A 19,634-nucleotide genomic window follows, 5' to 3' on the forward strand; every position below is an offset into this window, starting at 1 on the left:
CTTTCAAGTGCGGCGCGCGTACTGGGCGGCGAGCAGCCAGGCGAGATAGATGCCGCCGACCGAGACCGTCACGACGCCGACCGGCACGGCGACGAGCTGGGCGACGGCGTCCGACACCACGACGAGGGCGGCTCCGGTCAGCATCACCGGCAACGTGCCCATCGGGGTGTTCGAGCGGGTGAGGCGCTGCGAGATCTGCGGGGCAGCGAGCGCGATGAACGAGATGGGTCCGGCGGCCGCGGTGACGAGCGCGACCAGGGCAACACCCAGAACCATCGCCGAGAGCCTGGTGCGTCCTGGGCTGATGCCCAGCGCTGTCGCCGCGTCGTCGCCCATCTCCAGCACCGGCAGTGTGCGGGCGAGGGGGAGGGCGAGCACGGTCACGATCGCGAACACGATCGCCGCCGGGATCAACTGGTCGAACCCGAGGGAGGCGAGCGAACCCGCACCCCAGGTCGCCGCCATCATCGCCTTCTCGACGCTGACCGAGATCAGGATCCACGAGGTGAGCGATCCGAGCCCTGCCGAGACGCCGATGCCGACGATGATCAGGCGGAACGACGACATGGTGTTCTTGCTGGCCAGGGCGTAGACGAGCAGGGCCGTGAACAGGCCGCCGACGAGCGCGCCTGCCGCTTTGAACATGTAGGTGTTCAGCTCGAGCACGATCATCACGAGCGTCACGCCGAACTGGGCGCCGATCCCGAACCCGATGATGTCGGGAGAGCCGAGCGGGTTGCGGGTGAGGGACTGGAAGATGCCGCCGGCGAGGGCGAGTGCTGCCCCGCACAGCACCGCGAACAGCACGCGAGGCAGGCGCCACTCGAAGACGACCTGGCGGATGTCGGGATCGGATGCCGGGTCGAAGATCGCCCGGAGGACCGAGGCGAAGTCCACCTCGTAGGCGCCGATCGTCATGGAGGCGAGTCCTGCGCCGATGATCACGATGACGAGGGTGACCGACACGACCACCGAGCGGGCCGGGATGAGGGCGGCGATCCGCGAGTTCTCGATGCGGATCAGGCGGCGACCGTGATCGACCGGGGTGAATGCGGGAGACGAGGCTTCGGTGTTCGTGACGGCGAGGGGCTTCTGGTCGATGCTCACAGTCCGCTCACCCGCTTGCGGCGCACGAGGACGATCAGGATGGGGGCTCCGAGGAGGGCGGTGACGATCCCGACGCGCATCTCGCCGTTGGGGAGCACGACGCGGCCGATGATGTCGGCGAACAGCAGGAAGGAGGGGCCGATGAGCATCGAGTACGCGAGCACCCAGCGTTGATCGGGCCCGGTGAACCAGCGGACGATGTGCGGGATCATGAGCCCGACGAAAGCGATGGGTCCGGCCGCGGCGACACTGGTTCCGGCCAGCAGCGTGACGGCGATGATCACCAGCACACGGGTCACCCGCACCCGGGCACCGAGTGCCTGTGCGAGGTCGTCGCCGAGTGCGAGGGCGTTCAGAGACCGTGCGCACAGGAGACCGATCAGCAGGCCGGTCACGATCAGGGGCACTGCCCAGGTGAGCTGGTCGAGGGTGCGTCCGCCGATCGAGCCGACGCCCCAGAAGCGCATGACCTGGAGGGTGCTGTGGTCGCGCAGCACGATCGCGGTGGTGAAGCCGGTGAACGCGGCGCCCAGAGCGACTCCGGCGAGGGTCAGCTTCATGGGGGTCGCGCCCGAGGCTCCGAATGATCCGAGGATGTAGACGAGCATGGTGAGGACGAACGCTCCGGCGAGGGCGAAGGGCACGTAGGCGCCGGGGGTGGTGAGCCCGAGCACGCCGACCGCGAAGGTGACGGCGAAGGATGCTCCGGCATTGACCCCGAGGATGCCGGGGTCGGCGAGCGGGTTGCGGGTGAAGGCCTGGATGAGTCCGCCGCACACGGCGAGCGCGGCGCCGACGATGATGCCGAGCAGGGTGCGGGGCACCCGCAGCTCCATGACCATCAGGTGCAGCGGGTTCTCATCGTCGTAGGAGAAGAGCGACTGGAGCACCGTGGCGGGGTCGATCGCACGGCTGCCGACAGCTAGCGAGGCGATGGCGGCGAGCACCAGCACCACCGCCGAGATGATCAGTCCGACCACGAGCGTCCCGTTGCGGTGCGGGGAGTCGACGCTGCGACTCCCCGCACCCGTGTTCGAGACGTCCGTGCCGTCGTCCGTCGCCAGGGACATCTCGGTGGTCACTTGCCGGTGATGGTGGGTTCGCCCTGCAGCGCACCAGCGAGGTCGTCGACGTACTTCGGGAGGATGTACTTCAGCGACAGTACGGTCGGTGCGCTGATGGCCGAGGCCTCGGCGTCGTCGGCGTAGATCACGTAGGAGCCGTTGGCGATCGGGTTCCAACGCGAGACGACATTGTTCTCGACCGTGTACTCGCCCTCGGCGGCGCTGCTGCCCCAGGCGGCGAACAGGTCTGCCTCCACGTCGTAGAGCTTCTCGAGGCTGACGCCCGTGTACCAGTTGTCGCCCTCAGCGGTCTTGAGGAAGCTGTCCATCGCCGAGGTCGAGGTGAAGCCGAGTGCCTCGGTGATGCGCACGCGCGGGTCGTACTCGAGGTAGACGCCGAGGTCGGTGCCGCCCTCGTTCAGGGTCAGGCCCCAGACGAAGGTCTTGTCCTCGAACTCGGGGTGCTCGCCGGCGAGGGTCGTGATCTGCTCCTCGGTCTCGCCGATCAGTTCTTCAGCCTTGGCGTCTTCCGACAGTGCCTTGCCGACCGTGCGGGTCATGTCCTCCCACGTGCCCGGGTTCCAAGGGCCTTCGATGTAGGGAACGGTCGGTGCGATCTCGGTCAGGCGCTCGTACTGCACGTCGGTGATGCCCGAGTACAGGCTCAGGATGAGGTCGGGCTTGAGAGCCTTGATCGCCTCGTAGTTGGGTCCGTCGTCGGTGAAGGGGATGATCTCGGGGGTCTCGCCGTACTCCTCGGTGACGAACTCCTCGAACCAGGGCTGGTAGCCGCTCTCGTCGGCGCCCCACACCTCTTCCATGCCGACGGGGTTGGTGCCGAGGGCGGCGACGATGTCGGCCGTCATCCAGCCGAGGGTGACGATGCGCTGCGGCTTCTCGGGGATCACGGTCTTCCCGTGGCCGTGCTCGATGACCACGCCGTCCGTCGTGGTGGAGGCTGAGCTGGATTCCTCGGGGCTGGACGAGCATCCGGCGAGGGTGAGGGCGGCGGCGAGGGCCGCGGCGACGAGGGCAGAGCCTCGGCGGATCTTCGGGCGCGCAGAAGCGAGCGACATGGTTCTCCTTCGGGAAGGGGGGAGGGGTGTTGCCGCGTCGACGCGGCGAGAAGTTAGGTAAGCATGCCCTAACAGAACGATGCTAGAACGCGGATGCCGCGCTCAGTGTTGCGGGATAGACGACTTGTGTCGCTGAACCGACACCGGAGGGCGGATCGACCGCCGGAGGTCACCGCCAGTACAGCTGGTGCGCAGCATCGGCCTGCACGCGGGCGACGTGCTGGCGCGGTGTAATCCCGAACCGCTCCTTGAAAGCCGCCGAGAAGGCGCTCGTCGTCGCGTAGCCGCAACGGTGGGCGGCGGCCCCGATCGGTGTGCCGTCGACGATCAGTCGAGCGCCGAGGGTCATCCGCACCCCGGTGCGCCAGCGTCCGAAGCTCATGCCGACGTCGTTCTGGAAGATGCGCAGCACCGTCCGTTCGTGGAGTCCGTGCGCGAGGAACAGCTCGTTCGCGCTGCGCGGGTCGCCCGGGTCGGCGAGCACGGCCTGCACGAGCGGGGCGACGCGTTCGTCTGAAGGGATCGGGACCTCGCCCCAGCCGCCGGCATCCTCCGGCAGGGGCTGCTGCAGCATCTCGATGAGCACCGACTGGATCCGCACGCGGAGGTCGGTGGGCATGTCGTTGATGCCGAGGTGGAGAAGCATCTCCTGCACCGCGCGCGGCACGAGCACACGCGTGATGCCGTTGACCGGCGCGATCAGCGAAGCATCCGGGATGTAGGTGTAGCAGCCGGTCGAGTCGGGTTCGTGATGGGCGGTGTGCGGGGTGTGCGCGGGAATCCACACACCCTGACCCGGAGCGAGGCGCCACCGTGCATCCTGCAGATGCACCCAGACCGTGCCTCGGTAGCACCAGGCGAGCATCGGATCGGCGTGGCTGTGCGGCGGCGAGAGCGGGCGAGTGCCGGTGTCTTCGGCGGTGACGACGCCCGTGCCCATCAGGTACGGCTCATCCACGGTCGACGGATACGAGGGGCTCGCCGCCCAGTCGTCCTGCCGGTATGAGTTCATTCGTGCTCCGCGTGTGGCGGCCGCGTGGATCTCGGCGAAGTGGATGCCGCCGCCACCTCGCCAATGCTAGCCGGGAGATGCGCCATCCCTTCCGGAGGCCCGATGATGGAGGCATGCCTTCCGCCCATCGCCCGGGTCTCCGGGTCTCGTCGGGTCTCACGATCCCCGAGGCCGAGCTGTCGTGGCGCTTCTCGCGCTCGTCCGGGCCCGGAGGGCAGGGCGTGAACACGGCTGACTCGCGGGCGGAGCTCGTCTGGGATGCGGCGAACTCGACGGTGCTCACCCCGCATCAGCGCGAGCGGCTGCTCGACCGGCTGAGCGGTCGCCTGGTCGACGGCGTCCTGACGATCGCGGCATCCGAGCACCGTGCCCAGCTGCGCAACCGGGACGCCGCCCGTGACCGGCTGGTCGCGCTGGTGGGGGAAGCTCTGCGTCCACCGGCACCGCCACGGCGGCCGACGAAGCCGAGCCGTGGCTCGAAGGAGCGCCGGCTCAAGGCCAAGCAGCGGCGCACCGACGTCAAGAGCCTGCGGCAGCGCCCCCGCGACGATTGAGTCAGCGCGGCAGCCAGCTCTCGATCCCGTCGAGCAGTCGCTGCAGCCCGAACTCGAACAGGGCGTCGAGGTCGAGGTCGAAGTCGTCTGACCGCACCAGGGAGGCGAGCAGGGGCAGGTCGCTCGGCGACACCATGGCCGCGATGTCGGTCGACCGGGTCGTCATGTACTCGTCTGCTGTGAGTCCGGTGTCCTGCTGCTGCTCGGCCTCGAACGCGATGTCGGTCGCCAGTGCTTTGACGTGGCTGAACACGATGACGCTGATGTACATCATCGTCTCCATGCTCAGCCCCAAGGGGGCGAGCGCCCGCAGGCACCACTCCGTGTAGCGGAACCCGTTCGGCACGAGCTGTGGCCGAGAGATCGACATCACACCCGCGAGCCAGGGGTGTCGTTGGAAAGCCGCCCACTGCAGGCGTGCCGACACCTCGAGGTCGGCACGCCAGTGCGCTGACGGCTCGGGGAAGGAATCCTCGCCCAGCACCGAGTCGATCATCAGCAGCACGAGACCTTCTTTGCTGTCGACGTGGCGGTACAGCGACATCGTCGGGGTGTCGAGTTCGGCTGCGATGCGTCGCATCGAGATCGCCTCGATCCCCTCGGCGTCTGCCATCCTGATCGCCGTGGCGACGACCTCGGCGGTCGACAGGACAGGACGAGGTGCAGCGGCGGGGGAGGCGACGACGCTCCCGATGCCGGGTGTCGAGACGATGAGCCCCTGCTGCTGCAGCACGGCGAGGGCCTTGGTCGCGGTGGCGATCGCGACACCCCAGTCCCGGGTGATGCCGCGCGCCGAGGGAACCCGCTCGCCGGGGCTCAGGTCTCCGGACGCGATCCGGTCGGCGATCTCCGCCGCGATGCTCTGAGAAGTTGCTCGCACCGTACTAGTACACCACCTTCATAACTAGAACACTTGTACACCGTAAATCACCTGTATTACCGTGCGATGCATGAACGAATACAGCGTACTCATCTCCGGCGCAGGCATCGCAGGACCCGCTCTCGCACACTGGCTTCATCGGCAGGGCATCCGCTCCACGATCGTCGAGCAAGCGTCAGATCTCCGTCTCGGCGGGCAAGCTGTCGACCTTCGCGGTCTGGGCGAAGTCGTCGCCCAGCGGATGGGCATCATGCCTCGGGTGCGCGAGCGCATCGTGCACGAGAGGGGTCTGCGCTACATCGACAGCGCCGGCCGAGAGCTCGCCACGATGCCCGCAGACCTCTTCGTCGGCGATGGTAGCCCCGTGACCGAGATCGAGATCATGAAGGGTGATCTCACCGAGATCCTCCATGACCTCGTCGCCGACCACACCGAGACGATCTTCGGCGATCGCATCGAGGCGCTCTCGGACGGCCCCGACGGCGTCGAGGTCACGTTCCGCAGCGGGCTCGTCCGCACCTTCGACGTCGTGGTGGGCGCCGACGGCATCCACTCCGGTGTGCGGGCGCTGGCCTTCGGTCCGGAATCCGACTACGTCGTCCACCTCGGCGCCTACCTCGGGTACTGCACGGTTCCGGATCCCGGCCCCCTCGACTCCTGGTTCGACATGTACAGCGAGCCGGGTCGGATGCTCGCGCTCCGGCCCGAGCGCGGCGGTACAGCGAAGGCGATGCTCGCGTTCGCGGACACCGGGCTCGACGTGGATCGGCGTGATGTCGCCAGCCAGAAGCGCCTCCTGCGCGAGGTCTTCATGGGAATGGGATGGCGCTCGGAGGAGCTTCTCGCTGCGGCCGATGCAGATGACGAGTTCCATCTCGACACGGTCAGCCAGGTGCACATGGAGCACTGGGCGACCGGACGGATCGCGCTGGTCGGCGACGCCGGTTACTGCGGGTCACCCCTCACCGGCATGGGCACGAGTCTCGCCCTGGTCGGCGCGTATGTGTTGGCCGGCGAACTCGGGCGTGCACGCGGCGACCATGCGGCGGCATTCGCGCGCTACGAGGAGATCATGCGGCCGTATGTCGTCGCCTCTCACACGCTTGCGCCAGGAGGTGTCGACGGCTTCCTGCCGCGTGGGCGCTTCGCGCTGCGGATGCGAGTGCTGACCGCGCGCCTGATGCACCACTGGCCGATGCGGCAGCTCGTCGCGAAGATGCTCGACAAGTCCGAGGTGATCGAGCTCCCGGAGTATGAGTGGGCGGAGCTGGCGAGCGCGTGAAGTGGTTCTACCCGTCGGTGTCACCAGAGAGATCGCGCAGCAGGCCCAGCCGCTCGATCTCCGGTTGAGGTGGTCCTGATCTGGGGGCCCGAGCAGCGGTGTCGCCGCCACCGATACGGTTGCTGCGCTCGGTGAGTGCGACGAGGGCGAGGTGACGATCGGCGGACCAGCACACGAGCCGTCCGCGCTGGTCTTTGGTGCGGGACAGGATGTCTGCGTCGGCCAGCAGGGTGAGGGCTCGGTGGGCAGCCGTTGTCGATACGCCGTGGCGCTCTGCGACTGAATCGATCGTCAGAACGGGTTCGGACGCAAGGCGCTCCAGGATGCGGAGGGCCACGGAGTCGCGTCTCGGTACCGCAGGCGAGAGTCCCTGCGCGCGGCGATAGGCGATGAAGTCGGCATTGATCTGCGCGTCCAGTGAGGCGATGTCATCGGCAAGGCGCACGGCGTTCGCGGCGGCGAGCTCGGTCGCCCTCGCGAAGCCGAGCACCCATTCGTCGAGGCGTGGAGGATCCGCTCGGAAGGCCGAGAGACCGGCGATATACGAGTCGGTGTCTCCGGCGAAGACGGTACTGATCGGGATCAGGGTATGGCGCACGGCGTCCGCGCGTCGCAGCACCGTGTGGATGAGCGCGCGCCCGGTGCGTCCGTTGCCATCGATGAAGGGGTGGATCGTCTCGAACTGGGCGTGGGCGATGGCCGCGCGGACGACGGCGTTGCCGGAGGTCTGGGTGAGGAAGCCGGCGAGGTCGGACACGAGTCGCTCGACTTCGGACTCGGGCGGGGGGATGAACTCGGCGCGGAGAGGGCTCCAACCGGCTCCGCCGACCCAGTTCTGCTCGGTTCGTAGCCCGCGCTCGAGGGAGGGCTCGATCACGTGCTGCAGGTCCTCGATGTCGGCGACCTCGATGATCCGACGGTGATCTGCGAGCGCGTCGATCGCATCTTCGGTTGCTCGGACGTTGCCGATGACATCGAGCGCGACGCGTGGGCCGTGATGGAGGAGTTCGGCCACCGCGAGGCGTTTGGGTGTGATCCGATTGCCTTCGATCCACGACGACGAGATGCTCTCCGACCGGATCAGCAGGTGGTTGAGGTAAGAGGATCGGGAGCCGATACGTTCGTCTGCCCGCGCGAGCACAGTGAGGGCGTCCTCTGCGGCGGCCCGAGCCTCGGACCCGATTGGGGGGAGCGCAGACCCGAGTTCATCGGGGACGTAGGCGCGATAGCGGCCGGCCGCGCGGTCGCGTCGGCTCAGCTGTCCGTATTCCGTCGGGTTCCACAGGCGTTCGACGAACCGTGCCATGGTCACCTCCATAACCTGGGCGACCGTGTCGCTTGATTAACTTTAGCGCATCTAAAGTTAATCAAGCTTTGGATCCGGCGAGCCGGGCCTCGACCGGGGCCCACCCGCTCTCGAGCACGCGGAACCCCGCGTCCACGGTTTCGAGGGGGTTATCGCTGTCGTTGATGAGCAGCTGCATCTGCAGCACGAACCGGGCGTAGACGCGGATCTCGGCGACGGGCTCGCTGAGGCCGAGTTCCTCGGCGATGGCTGCGGCGAGGGCATCCTCGTGTCGGAGCCACATCTTCGCCGCATAGTCGCGCAGTGCCGGCGTCTCGTTGAGGAAGCGCATGAAGACACGAGTGACGTCGTCACCGTGCTCGTCGAAGTTCGCCTTGACCTCGGTGGAGAAGAAGTCGTGGATCGCGTGGTTGATCGTGCTCCCCTCGGGGCGCTCCCGTACCGCCGCGACGAGGCGGTCGCGTTGCTCGTCGTCCTCGTCGAAGACGAGGGCCTCCTTCTGCGGGAAGTGCGCGAAGACGGTCGTCGGGGAGACGTCCGCGGCGTCGGCGACCTCGCGGATGCTCACGTTGTCGAAGCCGCGCTCCAGGAACATCATCGTCGCGACGTCGGAGATCGCCTTACGAGTCGCGGCCTTCTTCCGTTCACGGCGCCCGAGGGGTTCTGGAGTCGTCATGCTCGACAGCCTACCGTGAACCGACTACAAACCTGGCTTGACACCAAAACTGGTATCGATACACTTTCGGTATGACTTCACCTACTTCCCTCACGCGACGGGATCAGAACCGCGCGTGGATCATGCTCATCGTCCTCACGATGCTCACCGTCATCGGCATGACGGTCGTCCTTCCTGTCCTCCCCTTCGTCGTGCTGCAGTACGTCTCGCACGAGAGCGACCTCGCCATCTGGGTGGGTGTGCTCGAGGCGATCAACGGACTCTGCGCCTTCCTGGTCGCCCCGTTCCTCGGCCGACTTTCCGACCGCTTCGGCCGTCGACCCGTCATCATCGTCGCGGCGTTCGGCGCCGCGTTCTCCATGGCGCTGTTCGGCTTCGGCGGTGCGATCTGGGTGCTCGTCCTCGCCCGCGTCATCCAGGGGCTGACCGCCGGCGACCTTCCCGCCCTCTTCGCCTACCTCGCCGACATCACCCCGCCCGAACAGCGCGCGAAGCGCTTCGGGCTTCTCGGCGCCCTTTCCGGCATCGGCACCATGATCGGCCCGGCGATCGGTGGTCTCCTCGCCGCGGTGAGCATCCAGCTCCCGGTCTTCCTCACAGCGGCCGTCGCCCTCACGATCGCGATCCTCAGCATCTTCCTGCTCCCCGAGAGCCTCAAGCCAGGCAATCGCATCGCCACGATCAAGCTGCGCGATGTCCAGCCGTTCGCCGTCTTCAAGGACGCGTTCGGCCGCAAGGAGCTGCGCGGACTGATGATCGGCTTCGGACTGCTCGCCCTGCCGTTCGGGTTCTTCGTGAACAACTTCAGCGTGCTCGCCCTGGACTCCATCCAGTGGGGCCCGACCCAGATCGGTCTGCTGACCGCGGCCGTCGGCATCATCGACATCGTCATCCAGGGCGTTCTGCTGGGCATCCTGCTTCCCCGCATCGGTGAGCGCGGGGTGATCGTGAGCGGCATCATCGCGCAGATGATCGGTCTCGCGGCCCTCGCCATCGTCGCCTCCGTCTTCGCCCAGCCCTGGGTGTTCATCGTCGGCGCGCTCATGCTCGCGGCGGGCCAAGGCGCATCGCAGGCCGCCATGGACGGCGCGATGTCGAACGCCGTCGGCGACGACGAGCAGGGCTGGCTCGGCGGGGCGACCCAGTCGCTGAACGCGGCGATGGGCACGGCAGCGCCGCTCATCGCGGGTGCGCTCTACGCCCTGGTCAGCCACGCCGCGCCCTACTGGCTCGGTGTCGCGCTCATGATCGTCGCCGCGATCGTCGTCAGCCGTGCGCACATCGCGAACACGGCCAAGCGTCCCACCGGCGACATGACCGGCGAGACTCCCGCAGAGCTCGCCGAGACGGTCGGCTGAAGGCCGGTCAGGTCGATCAGCTGAGGTCTGATCCACCTGCGGGAGTTGCCGGGCGCGGCAGCTCCCGCAGTCGTGTGATCGTGGCCAGAAGCTCGTCCGGCGACGTTCCGAGGTTTCCGAGCGCCGCTGCCGCTGCCGCGCTGAACCCGCGGGTGTCGGTGGCGAGGCGAGCCACGTTCGGCACCAGGCCCTTCTCGTTCGTGACCCAGTTGCCGGCAGAGGCATGCCAGGCGTGCGCGGTGAGCATCGTCGTCGTGGTCCCGCACAGCGACACGTAGGCGACGTCACCCGCCTTCGCGCCCTTCATGGCCGCGTTCAGCAGGAAATCGACCTGCCAGAGGTTGGCGATGAATGCGTCGCGGAGAGTCTCGGGGTAGGGGGTGACACTGCGCGCCAGCGCGACCAGGATCCCCTCCGGATCACGAAGCGGCACACTCGTCGCCACTTCGCCCGCGTAGGCGACGTCGAGGAAGCCCAGCGGATGCCCCGGCTGGGCGTGAAAGGCGAACTCGCCCCGAACTGCACGGGCGCACTGCTCCTCGACGCGGGTGACATCGCGGAGGATGAGGTCGACCGGCACGCCGTCGACGATCAGCCAGGCACCGCCGTCGACCCATGGTCCCCATCCGCCCCGCTCGGCGACCTCGACGGCTTCGCCGGTCCAGCCGCTCGCCACCCGTGCCAGGCCGGCGCGGTCGAGGTCCGCGTCGACGTACAGACCCAGATCGATGTCGGAGTCGGGACGATGCGTGCCGCGGGCGCGACTGCCTCCCAGCGCGACGGCCCGCACGCCGGACACCCGGCTCAGTTCATCGGCCATGGAGCGGAGGCGTTCTTCATCGAGCACGACACCGATCGTACTCACACGGTCGCGAGCGGGTTCGACCTCTATCCGGAAATCGACATACGGTCGCGCTATCCGGAAAACGTAATAGCCGCGAGGCTCAGTCCTTCCCGCCGCGCACGAGCTCGAGCCCCGCACCGGCGAACTGCCGCAGCGTCGCGTCCGGCAGGAACGCCCGGGTGAGCGCCCCGCCGATGCGGGTGAGGTCGCTCTCGTCGCGGAAGAGCAGGTACATGGTCTCGTAGCGTGGGTGGAACTTCTGCTTGAAGCGGTGCAGCGACCCGAAGCCGTAGACCGGCTCCAGGGCCTCGGCGAGCCGATCGCTGAGAGCCGCGATCACTCCGGCGTCCGGCGGATAGTCGTGGGCGAGCGGTGCGCCCGAGAGTGACATGATCTGCGCGCCCTCCTCGGAGAACTGCTTCGCAGACGATCCGATCAGGTACTCCATCACCGGGCCGAAGCCACCTTCCCGCCGACGCATGAGGTCGAGGGTCCAGCCGCGCACCGCACCGTCCTCCCCGTGCACCGGCAGCCAGGAGAGGAAGCCGTCGACGTCGCCGTTGGGGGCGAGCGCCAGGGCGAGCCGCACCTCCGGATCCTCCGCCTCGTCGAGCGTGCCGAGGGTGAAGCGCATCTCGGGCAGATCCTTGTCGCCGACCCAGGCCTCGGAGATCGCCCGCAACTGTTGCTGCACACCCCACGGCTCCGCCTTGAGGTGCGTCATCCGGAAGGTCATCTCCTCCCGGCCCGCCTTGTTGAGCGAGGTGCGCACCGAGTTCCAGCGCTTGCCTGTGAACTCCAGCCCCGGCAGGTCGACGATCGTGTCGTCGGCCACGACGATGCTCCGCCAGGTGGAGGGGACCGCCGCGCGGGTGGCTTCGTCCGCGCTGAAGAAGCAGGGGACGAGGCCGGCGAGTTCGGCAGCGTGGATGAAGTCCGTCACGGCCTCGGCGCGGCCGGCCGCTGGTCCGATCGGGTCGGCGAGCGCCAGTGCCACGCCGTTTCTACGCTGATACGCGACGATGCCGCCGTTGACGCGCGCGTAGCTGTTGCCCTCCCATGTCGTCATCCACGAGAGCGTCCCGCCACCATGCGCACGCAGTTCCTGTTTCAGCTCGTCCACGGTCGGGGCCGGCTGGATGCCGAGTTTGGCGCGACGCTTTGCCCGGAATGCTCGGCGCACCCACACCAGGTACACGAGCATGATCAGCCAGAGGAAGCCGTTGGCCAGTTCGAGCTCGGTCTCGCCGTCCCAGCGGACGTCGAGCTGGGCCTGACTGAACACCGTGATGAGGGTGAGCACGAGTGCCGCGATCAGCACGTTGAAGAGCCCGAGCAGGAGCGCGAGCACCCAGGCGAAGCGTCGACCTCGACGCAGACCGTTCACGAGCACCAGGATCACGACGAGGTCAATGGCGAGGCTGATGAAGCCGCCGGAGACGGGTTCGGTCGGACCGAACGGCCCGTCTGTCGGCACGAGGGTCGTGATGATCTCGACCGCGCCGAGCACGAGCATTGCCACCACGGCGATCAGTCGCTGTTCGCGGACGGTCGTGTGCCGCACTCGCAGCGACCGATCTACGACGAGGATCAGCAGCACCGCGAGCAGGTGCTCGAGGTCGGCGACCTTGCCCCAGAAGAGCATCGCGATGAACACGAAACCGAGCAGGATGAGCCACCCGCGCACCCGCCACGGCGGGCGGAACAGACCGACCGCCGCCGCGATGCAGGCCATCGTGCCGCCGGAGGCTCCGACGTCGAGCGCCTGCGCCTGCTCTGCGGCCCACGCCCACGGGAACTGCGAGAGCACGAACAGCAGCAGAGCGGTGGCGAAGATCGCGAACAGCTGACCGACCCAGTAGTAGGCGAGCGCGACCCGGGATCCGCGACGGAACTCCAGATAGGCCATGCCCCAGAAGCCGGCGATCGTGAACAGGTAGACCCACGGCTGGTTCACGAAGAACGTGCCGGTCAGGGGCGTCCACCACTTGCCGTCGGCGAGGTTCGGCAGCCCGTAGGCGACGGTCTTGAACAGCGCCGTGTCCTCGAAGGGCGCCCAGAGTCCGCGCCAGATCACTCCCACCGCGATGATCAGCAGCATCATCGTCAGCGTCGCCGGGATCCGCCGGACGACCGCCATCACGGGGTGCGGCGAGGGGGAGCGCTCCTCAGTCATGCGCTCAGCGTAGCGACTGCGGTGTCAGCGGCTACTCGCCGCGAAGCACCCGTCGGAGGTCGGCGATCTCCTCGTCGGTCATCCCACCGCTTCGCAGGTAGCCCGAGACATCGCCATGATTGGCGCTGATCCAGTCCATGGCCGTCTCGATGGCCGACGCGGGGGACTCTGTCGCCAGAGTCTTCAGCGCCGGGGTGAGCGGAACGCCGAGCGAGGTGATCAGCGCCGTGAGCGCTTCGGCGAATCCCCGTGCGAGGTTCTTCTCCGTCTGCGTGTAGTCCGTGACGATCGCCTGACGGGGTACCTCGGCGACGAGCAGCAGGATCGCGGCGGCGAGACCGGTGCGATCCTTACCCGCGGTGCAGTGGAACAGCACGCCCGGCCGGGTGGTGCGGGAGGAGACGAGCACGGTCCGGGCGATGGTCGCGAACTGCGGGGCGCTGGCTTCGAGGATCGCGATGTACAGCTCCTCCAGGGTCGGCACCTGCTTCAGCACCTCGGCAACCTGGGTCACCGAGAGTCCTACGCTGCCGGCCGCGGGGAGCAGCTGCTTGACCATCTCGTCCATCGCACCGCCCTGCATGGGCAGAGTCAGCAGCGTGATGCTGCCGTCATCGGGGAGACGGTCAGCGGCACGGGAGCGCTCGCCATCCGTGCGCAGATCGATGACGGTGCCGATGCGGAAGTCGGCCAGTGCCTGCAGCCCCTCATCCGTGAGCGCGGCGAGGGCGTCCGACCGGAAGAGGAGTCCGGAGGCGAGCGTCCCGCCTCCGGAGGTCGGGAGCCCGGCGAGTTCGCGGGCGTTGTGCGTCGTCTGCAAAGCGGTCGAGATATCGATGGTCATTCTGGCCCTCTCCTGGGTATGCGGCCAGAATATCGGTGCGGCGGGATCGCGCGGCGCCGACACGGAGGGTGCGCGATCCCGCCCGCCGTCTCAGCCCTTGACGGCCTTCTCGATGGCCTGTTCCAGGTCGTCCCACTCCTGCAGCACGACCTTCTCGCCGTCGATGAAGAACGTCGGCGTGCTGTTCACCTCGAGCTTCTCGCCGTCGGTCTTGTCGGACTGCACGCGCTGGGCGGTCGCGGGGTCGGCGATGGCGGCGTCGTAGGCGGCCATGTCGAGGCCGAGGTCTTCTGCGAAGGCGCGGAACACCTCGGGAGTCTCCTCCGACTGCTCGCCCCACTGCGCCTGCGTCTCGAACAGGCGGTGGTACATGTCCTCGAAGCGGTCCTGCTGGCCGGCCGCCTCGGCGGCGAGGGCGGCCTGGGTGGAGTTGGTGTGTCCTGGCAGGGGGAAATAGCGGACGACGTAGGTGATCTCGCCGTCGTACTTCTCCCGGAGGTCTTCGACGACCGGGTAGAACGCCCCGCAGGCCTCGCACTCGAAGTCGAGGAACTCGACGACGGTGACCGCGCCCTCGCCCCCGTCGTCGAGCACCCGGGAGTCGGTGCGGAAGGTCTGCTGAGGCTCGCCGCCCTCGGATGGCGCGGAGGGTTGTTGTTGGGTGATCGCGAAGACGATGCCGGCGATCAGCAGGACGACGGCGACGGCGATGGCGATCAGGGTCGCTTTGACAGAGTTCTTCATGGGGTCTCCAGACACACGGGTACGACGAGGGAAGGGATGCCGCGCGGGGCGGCTCGATGCGTGCGTCGGAGTTCAGGTGCGGGAGATCGAGAGCTGCGTGAGGGTGAGTGCGGGAACGAGGGCGCTCGGCCCCGCCCGACTCGGTGTGACGGTGCGGGGTGCGCGGCTGCCGAGGGGCCGGGTGCCGTGACCGGCGAGTCGTCGGAAGATCAGCACCAGCGCGACGCCGCAGAGCACCGCGAGCAGGCAGACGCCGACCTCGGAGGTGAGGACGTCGATCGTGCTCGAGTCGTCCGCGCTCGACGCCGCTCCGGCGGGGGTCGAGACACCGGCCGCGACGCAGAGGGTGGCATGCACATCGGCGGAGCCGCGTGAGGTCGACCACGCGCCGACCACGAGCAGCAGCGCGAGGCCGACGGCGGTGATCACCCGGGCGATCAGCATCCGCTCGGCCCGCGCTCGCGGCATCCGATCCGGCGATGAGGGCAGCATTTCCCGCGCAGTCTAGCAACGGCCCCTCTGCCCTTTCCGGGGCCGGGGCACCTCTGACGCGCCTAGACTGAGGGAGTGGCGAGACTACTGATCGTCGGCGGCTTCCTCGCCGCCGTGTTCTGGGTGTTCAGCATCGTCGACTGCGCTGTGCAGCCGGCGACGCGGCACCGTGGCGTGCCCAAGACCGCCTGGATCTTCATCGTGGTGCTCCTGCCCGTGATCGGCGGCATCCTCTGGTTCATCATCGGCCGTAGGCGCGCGAACGACCCCGGCATGCGCCCCGTCATCGCACCGGATGACGACCCCGCTTTCCTGCGCAGCATCAGCAAGACCGAGCAGGACGCGCGCATCAGCCGCCTCGAAGAGGAACTCGCCCGATTGGACGAGGAGACCGACGACCCTCCCGCCACGGACCAGCGCCCGTGACCTCGTCTCCGGCGATGGATGCTGCGGCATCCCTGATCGCCGACCTCGTCGCCAACGGTGTGCGCGACATCGTGCTGTCTCCCGGTTCGCGCTCGCAGGCTCTCGCGCTCGCCGCCGTGCGCGCAGCCGATGACGGGCATCTCAGGGTGCATGTGCGCATCGACGAGCGAGTCGCCGGATTCACCGCGCTCGGAATCGCCAGGGAGACGGGTGTGCCGGCCGCGGTCATCTGCACCTCGGGGACGGCCGTCGCCAACCTGCTGCCCGCGGTGATGGAGTCCTTTCACTCCGGCGTGCCGATGGTGCTGCTCACCGCCGACCGTCCGCCCGAGCTGCGGGGCGTCGGAGCAAACCAGGCGACGCTCCAGGACGGGCTCTTCCATCCCTGGGTGCGCGATCAGATCGATGCACCGGTGCCGGGCGACGGCGACTGGGCCGGGCTCGCCGAGCGTGCTGTCTCCGCGGCGGTGGGAGCGAGCGAAGCAGACCACGGAGTCCGCGGCATCGCCGGCCCCGTGCACCTGAACCTCCCGGCCAGGGAACCTCTCTCGGGTGTGCTGCCCACGATGGCGGTCGTCCCCGGCGAGGTGCCCAGCGCGCTCCATGAGGAGCCCTTCGCACTCGACCGCGGTCCTCGCACCGTCGTTGTCGCCGGCGCCGATGCCGGTTCCGAGGCCGAGGAGATCGCGCACGCCGGTGGCTGGCCGCTGATCGCCGAGATCGTGAGCGGCGCGAGGTTCGGACGGCAGATCGTGCACGGCTACCGCCGGCTGCTGTCGCGTGACGAGCTCGGCGGCCGCATCGAGCGGGTCGTCGTCCTCGGACACCCGACGCTCAGTCGTGAAGTCGCTGCGCTGCTCTCCCGTCCCGACGTCGACATCGTCGCGGTCCGTCGGGGCGGCGAGGAGCTGAACCTCAACCACCGCACCCGAGCCGTCGGATCGGTCGCCGTCGCTCCTGGCGCCGCCGACCGCGTCTGGCTCGGGGAGTGGCTGCAGGCGTCCGCCGCAGAGGTCGTCGATCTGAGCGAGCATGCACCCGATTCGGAGGGTCTCGTCTCCACCGACTTCGCCGCCCGCAGAGAAGCGGTGAAGGCCGAGCTCGACGCGGTCCGCCGTCCGCTTGACCGAAAGCTGCTCGCTGACGCCGTGTGGCGTGCCACCTGGCCGCACGACCGTCTGGTGTTCGGCTCCTCCCGACTCGTCCGCGTCGCCGATCAGGTGCTCGGCGGCAAGAAGGTCCCGGTCCACGCAAATCGCGGTCTGGCCGGCATCGACGGCACCATCGCGACGGCGACCGGCATCGCCATCGCCAGTCAGGCTGCCGGCGCACCGGGCGTGACCCGAGTACTGCTGGGCGACCTCGCCTTCCTGCACGATGTCGGTGCCCTGCTGCTCCCGCCGGACGAGACCGAGCCCCGGCTGCAGGTCATCGTCGGCAATGACGGCGGCGGCACCATCTTCGACTCGCTGGAAGTTGCGACATCCGCGCGCCCCGGCGACCTCGACCGGGCCTTCTTCACACCGCATACCGTGCGCCTGGAGCACCTCGCACTCGCCTATGGCTGGGAGTACCAGCGGGTCACGACCCGCACCGCACTCGACCAGGCGCTGACCTCGCCTCGCGGCGGTCGTCAGATCATCGAGGTACCGCTGCCGCGTTGACTGGCAGGATGTGCGTATGAACGCGCACACCTGGACGCAGAAGCTGCAGGTCGACGAGGGCTTCCGCCTCGCCGACATCGATCCCGACAGCAAGCCCGGATACGTCGGCGGCAAGTCGCACGGCGCTCGCGACCTCGCCGCGGGACTGGAGAGCCTGAACGGCCTGCAGGAGCGACTGTTCGCCGAAAGCCGCGCGGGAGTGGCCAAGGATGCGGTGCTCCTGGTGCTGCAGGCGATGGATTCGGCAGGCAAGGGCGGCATCGTGCGGCACGTCGTCGGCGGCGTCGACCCACAGGGCGTCGCGCTCGCCGCGTTCAAGGCGCCGACCGCAGAGGAGCGCGAGCACGACTTCCTCTGGCGGGTCGAGAAGCGGCTGCCCGAGCCCGGGTTCATCGGGGTGTTCGACCGCTCCCACTACGAGGACGTGCTGATCGGACGGGTTCGCGAGCTCGCCGCACCCGCCGAGATCGAGCGCCGCTATGACGCGATCAACGAGTTCGAGGCCCGTGTCGCGGCATCCGGCACCCGCATCGTCAAAGTGATGCTCCACATTTCGCCCGAGGAGCAGAAGGAACGCCTCATGGAGCGCCTCGACCGCCCGGACAAGCACTGGAAGTACAACCCGGGCGACGTGGACGAGCGGATGCTGTGGCCGCAGTACATGGAGGCCTACCAGACCGTGTTCGATCGCACCTCGACGGAGGCGGCGCCGTGGCACGTGATCCCGGCGAACGCCAAGTGGTACGCGCGGCTCGCTGTGCAGGAACTGCTGCTCGCAGCGCTGGAGGACATCGACCCCCAGTGGCCGGCCGCCGACTTCGACGTCGAGACCGAGAAGAAGCGCCTCGCCGCGAGCTGAGCGCAAGCCGTGGTCAGGCCAGCGCGTCGACCAGCGGCCGGAACTTCACGCGGGTCTCGAGCAGTTCGCTCTCCGGGTCGGAGCCGGCGACGATCCCCGCGCCCGCGTATGCGGTCACACCGATCTCACCCCGACCTGCGGTGAACTGCGCGCAACGCAACGCGATCGCCCATTCGCCGTTGCCCGCAGCGTCCACCCAGCCGACCGGTCCGGCGTAGCGGCCACGGTCGAAGGGCTCGAGGTCGCGGATCGCGGCGATGGCCGAAGGCGTCGGTGTGCCGGCGACGGCGGCGGTCGGATGCAGCACCCCGACGAGGTCGAGCGCGGACTCGCCGTCCGCCAGCTCGCCCTCCACGTCGGTTGCGAGGTGGAAGAGGTTCGGCAGCTTCAGCAGGAAGGGCTGCTCGCTCGCGGCGAGCACCCGCGTGTGAGAGCGCAGCGACGAGAGCACGCTCTGCACGGCGTACTGGTGCTCGTCGAGGTCTTTCGTGCTCGAGGCGAGGTGGGCGGATGCTGCGGTGTCGGCATCCGCGTCGGCTCCGCGACCGATCGTGCCGGCGAGCACCCGCGCCGTGACGGTGCCGTCGTGCACGGTCACGAGAGTCTCGGGGCTCGCGCCGATCAGCCCGTCGACGGCGAAGGCCCAGGTGTCGGGATAGCCGGTCGACAGCTCCCGCACCAGGCGGCGAAGGTCGGACCCGGCCGGAATGCTGCCGGTGAGATCGCGTGCGAGCACGACCTTGCTCAACTCGCCGTCGGCGATGCGGGTGAGGGCGCGGCGGACCGAATCCTGGTACCCCTGTGGGCTCTGCGCGCCGGGGCCGAGCGTGCCGGCCCAGTGCGGACCATAGGGCTGCGTGGCGAAGCGGTCATCGCTCTGCGGGTTTCCGGAGTGGCGGATCGTGGTGTGCCAGAACCGGTCGCCGTGTCGTCCCACCACCTGCGTCGGGAGCACGAGCACGCTGTCGGCGTCCGAGTCCTCGTCGAACGCGAACGCTCCGAATGCGACCAGCCCGCTGCCGGGCAGTCCCACCGGGTCGGAGATCTCCGCCTGCGCGGCCATGGCCCGCCACACGGTCGCAAGCGTCGCCGTGCGCGACTCATCGGCACGCGCAGGAGGTCGGATCTCCGCCAGAGTCTCGCCGACGGCGACGATCCCGTCTCCGCGGCGCAGCCACGCGAGGGGCCGCGCGGGATCCGCGTAGGCGAGGAGGTCTTCGACCGGGTCGATCTCTCGGGTCTCCACGACCAGGTGGGTGGTGTGCACGCA

Annotated in this window: 19 protein-coding genes; 6 read left to right on the plus strand and 13 right to left on the minus strand. The window is 68.6% G+C overall.

Annotated elements, in window-relative coordinates:
* Positions 1–3: 3 nt before the first annotated feature.
* The 4 genes from ACIQTX_RS06010 to ACIQTX_RS06025 form a co-directional block, all read right to left on the minus strand.
* Positions 4–1,107, minus strand: a complete 1,104-nt coding sequence (locus tag ACIQTX_RS06010) for a FecCD family ABC transporter permease (RefSeq protein ID WP_402970173.1) — start codon at positions 1,105–1,107, stop codon at positions 4–6.
* Positions 1,104–2,189, minus strand: coding sequence for a FecCD family ABC transporter permease (locus ACIQTX_RS06015; protein WP_402970176.1), 1,086 nt, complete (start codon positions 2,187–2,189; stop codon positions 1,104–1,106). Before ACIQTX_RS06015 ends, ACIQTX_RS06010 begins: the two co-directional genes overlap by 4 nt.
* Positions 2,186–3,247: an ABC transporter substrate-binding protein gene (locus tag ACIQTX_RS06020; RefSeq protein WP_402970179.1), complete on the minus strand. Its 1,062-nt coding sequence runs from the start codon at positions 3,245–3,247 to the stop codon at positions 2,186–2,188. Before ACIQTX_RS06020 ends, ACIQTX_RS06015 begins: the two co-directional genes overlap by 4 nt.
* Positions 3,248–3,416: 169 nt before the next feature.
* The gene (locus tag ACIQTX_RS06025) at positions 3,417–4,259 is read right to left on the minus strand and encodes a helix-turn-helix domain-containing protein (protein ID WP_402970182.1); all 843 of its coding nucleotides are present in this window, start codon (positions 4,257–4,259) and stop codon (positions 3,417–3,419) included.
* A 113-nt stretch (positions 4,260–4,372) separates the two neighbouring features.
* On the opposite strand from ACIQTX_RS06025, the gene arfB reads away from it, so the two are divergent.
* Positions 4,373–4,813, plus strand: coding sequence for an alternative ribosome rescue aminoacyl-tRNA hydrolase ArfB (gene arfB, locus ACIQTX_RS06030; RefSeq protein ID WP_105526249.1), 441 nt, complete (start codon positions 4,373–4,375; stop codon positions 4,811–4,813).
* 1 nt (position 4,814) lies between these two features.
* Here arfB and ACIQTX_RS06035 read toward each other — a convergent pair whose 3' ends face one another.
* On the minus strand, positions 4,815–5,693 hold the full coding sequence (locus tag ACIQTX_RS06035) for a TetR/AcrR family transcriptional regulator C-terminal domain-containing protein (RefSeq protein ID WP_402970185.1): 879 nt from the start codon (positions 5,691–5,693) through the stop codon (positions 4,815–4,817).
* Between the two features lie 70 nt (positions 5,694–5,763).
* On the opposite strand from ACIQTX_RS06035, the gene ACIQTX_RS06040 reads away from it, so the two are divergent.
* On the plus strand, positions 5,764–6,975 hold the full coding sequence (locus tag ACIQTX_RS06040) for an FAD-dependent monooxygenase (protein ID WP_402970188.1): 1,212 nt from the start codon (positions 5,764–5,766) through the stop codon (positions 6,973–6,975).
* Positions 6,976–6,982: 7 nt separating this feature from the next.
* Here ACIQTX_RS06040 and ACIQTX_RS06045 read toward each other — a convergent pair whose 3' ends face one another.
* Both ACIQTX_RS06045 and ACIQTX_RS06050 read right to left on the minus strand, forming a co-directional pair.
* A complete protein-coding gene (locus tag ACIQTX_RS06045) occupies positions 6,983–8,281 on the minus strand; it encodes a Fic family protein (RefSeq protein ID WP_402970191.1) in 1,299 nt (432 codons plus the stop codon).
* A gap of 61 nt (positions 8,282–8,342) precedes the next feature.
* Complete coding sequence (locus ACIQTX_RS06050) at positions 8,343–8,957, minus strand: TetR/AcrR family transcriptional regulator (RefSeq protein ID WP_402970194.1); 615 nt, start codon at positions 8,955–8,957, stop codon at positions 8,343–8,345.
* Positions 8,958–9,028: 71 nt separating this feature from the next.
* On the opposite strand from ACIQTX_RS06050, the gene tet(42) reads away from it, so the two are divergent.
* A complete protein-coding gene (gene tet(42), locus ACIQTX_RS06055; RefSeq protein ID WP_402970197.1) occupies positions 9,029–10,315 on the plus strand; it encodes a tetracycline efflux MFS transporter Tet(42) in 1,287 nt (428 codons plus the stop codon).
* A gap of 16 nt (positions 10,316–10,331) precedes the next feature.
* Here the strand turns inward: tet(42) and ACIQTX_RS06060 are convergent, their stop codons facing one another.
* The 5 genes from ACIQTX_RS06060 to ACIQTX_RS06080 all read right to left on the minus strand — a co-directional run bounded on the left by ACIQTX_RS06060 (position 10,332) and on the right by ACIQTX_RS06080 (position 15,415).
* Complete coding sequence (locus tag ACIQTX_RS06060) at positions 10,332–11,162, minus strand: nucleotidyltransferase domain-containing protein (protein WP_402970200.1); 831 nt, start codon at positions 11,160–11,162, stop codon at positions 10,332–10,334.
* Positions 11,163–11,259: 97 nt separating this feature from the next.
* On the minus strand, positions 11,260–13,335 hold the full coding sequence (locus ACIQTX_RS06065; RefSeq protein WP_402970203.1) for a bifunctional lysylphosphatidylglycerol flippase/synthetase MprF: 2,076 nt from the start codon (positions 13,333–13,335) through the stop codon (positions 11,260–11,262).
* A 31-nt stretch (positions 13,336–13,366) separates the two neighbouring features.
* Positions 13,367–14,179: a tyrosine-protein phosphatase gene (locus tag ACIQTX_RS06070; protein WP_402970206.1), complete on the minus strand. Its 813-nt coding sequence runs from the start codon at positions 14,177–14,179 to the stop codon at positions 13,367–13,369.
* Between the two features lie 90 nt (positions 14,180–14,269).
* Complete coding sequence (locus tag ACIQTX_RS06075) at positions 14,270–14,923, minus strand: DsbA family protein (protein WP_402970209.1); 654 nt, start codon at positions 14,921–14,923, stop codon at positions 14,270–14,272.
* A 72-nt stretch (positions 14,924–14,995) separates the two neighbouring features.
* Complete coding sequence (locus tag ACIQTX_RS06080) at positions 14,996–15,415, minus strand: hypothetical protein (RefSeq protein ID WP_402970212.1); 420 nt, start codon at positions 15,413–15,415, stop codon at positions 14,996–14,998.
* A gap of 75 nt (positions 15,416–15,490) precedes the next feature.
* Here ACIQTX_RS06080 and ACIQTX_RS06085 point away from each other — a divergent pair, with 75 nt between their 5' ends.
* Genes ACIQTX_RS06085 through ACIQTX_RS06095 form a run of 3 tightly spaced genes read left to right on the plus strand, consistent with a single transcriptional unit; the run spans position 15,491 to position 18,364 of the window.
* Positions 15,491–15,841 (plus strand): PLD nuclease N-terminal domain-containing protein, encoded by a 351-nt coding sequence (locus ACIQTX_RS06085; protein ID WP_402970215.1) that lies wholly within the window; start codon positions 15,491–15,493, stop codon positions 15,839–15,841.
* A 14-nt stretch (positions 15,842–15,855) separates the two neighbouring features.
* Complete coding sequence (menD, locus tag ACIQTX_RS06090) at positions 15,856–17,505, plus strand: 2-succinyl-5-enolpyruvyl-6-hydroxy-3-cyclohexene-1-carboxylic-acid synthase (protein WP_402972970.1); 1,650 nt, start codon at positions 15,856–15,858, stop codon at positions 17,503–17,505.
* A 16-nt stretch (positions 17,506–17,521) separates the two neighbouring features.
* The gene (locus ACIQTX_RS06095) at positions 17,522–18,364 is read left to right on the plus strand and encodes a PPK2 family polyphosphate kinase (RefSeq protein ID WP_402970218.1); all 843 of its coding nucleotides are present in this window, start codon (positions 17,522–17,524) and stop codon (positions 18,362–18,364) included.
* 13 nt (positions 18,365–18,377) lie between these two features.
* Here the strand turns inward: ACIQTX_RS06095 and ACIQTX_RS06100 are convergent, their stop codons facing one another.
* Positions 18,378–19,631 carry an isochorismate synthase MenF gene (locus ACIQTX_RS06100; RefSeq protein WP_402970221.1) on the minus strand — a complete coding sequence of 418 codons (1,254 nt, stop codon included), beginning with the start codon at positions 19,629–19,631 and terminating at the stop codon, positions 18,378–18,380.
* Positions 19,632–19,634: the final 3 nt, after the last annotated feature.

This window comes from Microbacterium sp. NPDC090281 (genome assembly GCF_044769635.1).
Lineage (GTDB): Bacteria > Actinomycetota > Actinomycetes > Actinomycetales > Microbacteriaceae > Microbacterium.

Excerpts from the sequence above, each read along its gene's own strand:
- ACIQTX_RS06020 (WP_402970179.1), bottom strand. The coding sequence starts at position 3,247 with ATGTCGCTCGCTTCTGCGCGCCCGAAGATCCGCCGAGGCTCTGCCCTC.
- ACIQTX_RS06025 (WP_402970182.1), bottom strand. The coding sequence starts at position 4,259 with ATGAACTCATACCGGCAGGACGACTGGGCGGCGAGCCCCTCGTATCCG.
- arfB (WP_105526249.1), top strand. The coding sequence starts at position 4,373 with ATGCCTTCCGCCCATCGCCCGGGTCTCCGGGTCTCGTCGGGTCTCACG.
- ACIQTX_RS06040 (WP_402970188.1), top strand. The coding sequence starts at position 5,764 with ATGAACGAATACAGCGTACTCATCTCCGGCGCAGGCATCGCAGGACCC.
- ACIQTX_RS06045 (WP_402970191.1), bottom strand. The coding sequence starts at position 8,281 with ATGGCACGGTTCGTCGAACGCCTGTGGAACCCGACGGAATACGGACAG.
- ACIQTX_RS06050 (WP_402970194.1), bottom strand. The coding sequence starts at position 8,957 with ATGACGACTCCAGAACCCCTCGGGCGCCGTGAACGGAAGAAGGCCGCG.
- ACIQTX_RS06065 (WP_402970203.1), bottom strand. The coding sequence starts at position 13,335 with ATGACTGAGGAGCGCTCCCCCTCGCCGCACCCCGTGATGGCGGTCGTC.
- ACIQTX_RS06070 (WP_402970206.1), bottom strand. The coding sequence starts at position 14,179 with ATGACCATCGATATCTCGACCGCTTTGCAGACGACGCACAACGCCCGC.
- ACIQTX_RS06075 (WP_402970209.1), bottom strand. The coding sequence starts at position 14,923 with ATGAAGAACTCTGTCAAAGCGACCCTGATCGCCATCGCCGTCGCCGTC.
- ACIQTX_RS06080 (WP_402970212.1), bottom strand. The coding sequence starts at position 15,415 with ATGCTGCCCTCATCGCCGGATCGGATGCCGCGAGCGCGGGCCGAGCGG.
- menD (WP_402972970.1), top strand. The coding sequence starts at position 15,856 with ATGGATGCTGCGGCATCCCTGATCGCCGACCTCGTCGCCAACGGTGTG.
- ACIQTX_RS06095 (WP_402970218.1), top strand. The coding sequence starts at position 17,522 with ATGAACGCGCACACCTGGACGCAGAAGCTGCAGGTCGACGAGGGCTTC.